Raw genomic sequence first — 3,633 nt, forward strand, 5'->3', positions numbered from 1 at the left:
GCTTCCTCGCGGCGAACTCGGTCCCGGTTCCCGTCGGTTGGCCGGCGACGCCCGGGAGTCCCCGCCGACGCCCGGGCGCGACCGCTCCACTCGCTAGCCGAGTTCGGCGCCGTAGACCCGGTCGACCGTCATCGCCATCAGGACTCGGCGATCGGCGACCATCACCGCGCGGTACTCGTCCCAGTCCGGGTGTTCACCGGCCGCCGCGCGGTAGTAGTCGACCAGCGCCCCCACCTCCGGGCCGTGCGGATCGGTGCCGGGCCCGGTCAGCGTGGCGATCCCCTCGGCGGTCGCCCACGCCGCGCCGTCGGGCCGGGTCACCTCCAGCGTCGCGCGCGGATCGCGGCGCAGATTCGCGGTCTTGGCCCGCCCCTCCGTCATCGACACGTAGATGATCCCGGCCGCCCGGTCGTAGAACGGCTGGATCGGCGAAAGCTGGGGACGGCCGTCGGATTTGATGGTGGCGAGAATGCCCAGGCGGCTGTCGGCGAGCAGGGCGTGCAGGTCGAAGTCTGCGTCAGTGGTCATGCCCGCAGAACCCGGCGGCGCGTGACGCTATTCCGCCGCGTCGCACCGATCCACCCGATCGGCCGTGTCGCGGCCCGGACCCGACGTTTTCCGACGCGAACAACGCACGCGAGCGCTGAACGGCCGGTCGTGAGCGGGTGGTTGCGCGGGCGAGAACGCCGGACATCAGGACGGATCGGCCGACGTCCGGTCGGTCGCGGGCGCGGGGTCGGCGCCCACGGGACCGGCACCGCGCAGGCGTTCGAGGTCGGAGGAGCGGACCTGGATGGCGAACAGGGCGATCAGCGACGCGACGACGGCGAGGATCGCGGCGACCAGGAACGCCTGGCTGATGCCGGCCGTCAGCACCTGATGGCTCCACGGCGCGGGCAGTTGCCGGGTGCGCTCGAAGTCGGCCTTCTGCGCCGGCGTCGCCTGGGCCAGGAACTTGGGCACCTGCTCCTTCGCCTCGTTGCGGTTGGCCGTGCCGAACACCGTCACCAGGATCGACAGCCCCAGCGAACCACCCACCTGTTGCATGGCGTTCAACATCCCCGAGGCCGCGCCGGAATCGTGCGGATCGACATTGGACACCGCCATGAGGGTGAGCGACACGAACTGCATGCCCATGCCCAGGCTGAACACCAGCATCGGCCCGAGAATGCTGCCGGCGTAGGTGCTGTGGACGTCGGTCAGCGCGAGCCAGCCCAGCCCGCCCGCGGCGCACAACGCTCCGCCGACCATGAAGGGCTTGGGCCCGACCCGGGGCAGCAGTTGCGACGTCACGCCGGCGGCGACCGCGATCACCGCGCTCACCGGCAGGAACGCGAGTCCGGTGGTCAGCGCGCTGAAGCCCAGGACGTCCTGGGCGAACAGGGTCAGGAAGAAGAACATCCCGAACATCGCGGCCGCGAGCGCCAGCATCATGCCGTACGCGCCCGCCCGGTTGCGGTCGGTGAACAACCGCAGCGGGGTGATCGGTCGCGCGGAGCGCTGCTCGACGAGCAGGAAGGCCCCGAGCAACACGACGGCGAGGCAGAACGCGCCGATGGTGACGCTGTTGCGCCAACCTTCCTGCGCGGCCCGGATGAACCCGTATACGAGCAGACCGATGCCCAGCGTGGAGGTGAGCGCCCCGAGCACGTCGAAGCTCCCGGGTCGGCGCTCGGACTCCTTGATCACGCGCGGCGTCGCCAGTGCGATGGCCACCCCGATCGGCACGTTGACGAAGAAGACCCAGCGCCAGTCGAGCCACTCGACGAGCGCCCCACCCGCGAGCAGGCCGATCGCGCCACCGCCCGCGGAGACGCCCGCGAACACCCCGAACGCCCGGTTCCGCGACGGGCCTTCGGGAAACGTGGTGGTGATCAACGAGAGTGCCGTCGGCGACGCGATCGCGCCACCGACGCCCTGGAGGGCACGGGCGGCCAGGAGTTCGGCCGAGTTCTGCGCGAGCCCGCCCAGGAGGGAGGCCACCACGAACAGCAGCACACCGACGATGAACACCCGCCGCCGGCCCAGGATGTCGCCCGCCCGACCGCCCAGCAACAGCAGGCCGCCGAAGGTGAGGGTGTACGCGTTGACCACCCAGGACAGGCCGGTGGTGGAAAAGCCCAGGGCGGTCTGGATGTGCGGGAGAGCGATGTTGACGATGGTGATGTCGAGCACGACCATCAACTGGCACGAGGCGATGACGAGGAGCGCCAAGCCATCGCCACCGCTTCGGGCCTGCCGTGCGGTGGTGCGCGAAGGTGTCGCATTCGGGCTCGTCATGACATACGTCCACGCGTGGACCGGGCGACGGGACGTGCCCCTGTCCACTCGTTCGACCGTAGGCCCGGGGGCCGCGTCGCACCACTCGTGGGCGGCTTTCGACCCGACCGAGGACGCGCTGTGCCGGCGTGACTGCGCTGAGCTGCGGCCCGGCGCCGGCTAGCGCACGGCCAGGCCCTCGATCTCGATCAGCATCGCCGGGTCCGACAACGCCGTCACCCCGGCGAGTACCGTCGCCGGGCGGCAGTTCTCGCGCTCCAGACGTTCGGTGATCGCGTCGTAGTGGCGGGTGACCTCCCCGACATCGACCGCGAAGTAACGCAGTTGGACCACGTCCGCGAGGGTGAACCCGGCCAGGCTCAGGGTCTCGGACAGTCGGTCGAAGGTGGTCTCGATCTGGCCACGCAGGTCGCCCGCGTGCACGATCGTGCCGTCCGGCCCGCGCGACTCGTGACCGGCCAGGACGAGCCAGCGCTCGGGCCGCTCCACCGCTACGGCGCGGTTGTAGCCCAGGCGATTCCCGAACATCCTCGGCCCGATGTCCTGCCGGTGCACCGTCTCACCTACCCTGCCTCGACGTTGCGTACCTTGCGTTGTGCCTCATCGCTGTGCGTGTCCTGCGCGTCCTGCGTCGTGTCTCACGTGCTGCGCGCCTTGCGGATCGCCTCGTTCGTCGCACCGCGGCGATCACCGACAAGACGTGCGAACCGACTCTAACCGCGCCGGGCGTCGAGACCACGCGGAACACGCGGGAGCCGACTCGGTGTTGCGCGGCCGGCCGCACGGCACCAGGCGCGGCCGGCCGCACGGTACTAGCCGGAATGTGCCGATCGGTGAGGATTCGTTGACGGCGAGTGCTGTCCGCCGTGAGCGTTTTGTTTGCTCAGGAGACGAACCCGGCGCTCGCGGTCGCGCCACACACCCACGACGCGCGCGCGACGGCGGTCGGATTCGTGGCCGGGGCCCGCCTTCAACCCGAGGAGCCTCGATGCATCGCAGAACGCTGACGGTCGGGTCGGTCCTGGCCCTGCTGGTCGGCCTGGTGATCGGCACCACCGGCCCGTCGAACGCGACCCAACCCCCGTCCACCGGTGCGGTGGACGCCCGGACCGCGACGGCGGTCGCCGCGGCCGACCGGGCCGTCATCGGCGGCTCGGCCGCCCTCGTGACGGTGCCCGGCGAGCGGTACGTGCGCGCGACGGTGACCCCGTGGATCGACGACCTGTACGCGATCTCCTACCGGCGCACCTATCGCGGACTGCCCGTCGTCGGCGGGGACGCCGCGGTGTTGGCCGACGGTACGGGCACGATCCGCGCGATCCAGGCGGCCGACGGCGCGCGGATCGCGGTCCC

3 protein-coding genes and 1 pseudogene are annotated in these 3,633 nt (G+C 71.2%); 1 reads left to right on the top strand and 3 read right to left on the bottom strand.

Translation table 11 applies throughout. The features are described 5' to 3' along the window. Window positions 1–93: 93 nt before the first annotated feature. From GT354_RS02455 to GT354_RS02465, 3 genes are all read right to left on the bottom strand, one after another. Entirely contained in the window at window positions 94–528 is a 435-nt protein-coding gene (locus GT354_RS02455) for a PPOX class F420-dependent oxidoreductase (protein WP_161354495.1), read from the bottom strand. Window positions 529–693: 165 nt separating this feature from the next. Next, window positions 694–2,280: an MFS transporter gene (locus tag GT354_RS02460; RefSeq protein WP_161354496.1), complete on the bottom strand. Its 1,587-nt coding sequence runs from the start codon at window positions 2,278–2,280 to the stop codon at window positions 694–696. Between the two features lie 159 nt (window positions 2,281–2,439). Further along, on the bottom strand, window positions 2,440–2,835 hold the full coding sequence (locus GT354_RS02465) for a Rid family hydrolase (RefSeq protein ID WP_161354497.1): 396 nt from the start codon (window positions 2,833–2,835) through the stop codon (window positions 2,440–2,442). Between the two features lie 433 nt (window positions 2,836–3,268). Between GT354_RS02465 and GT354_RS02470 the strand changes: the two are divergent. Beyond that, a pseudogene (locus GT354_RS02470) lies at window positions 3,269–3,633 on the top strand (M4 family peptidase); the annotation flags it as partial.

The sequence above is a fragment of the Streptomyces sp. SID3343 genome (genome assembly GCF_009865215.1).
Lineage (GTDB): Bacteria > Actinomycetota > Actinomycetes > Streptomycetales > Streptomycetaceae > Embleya.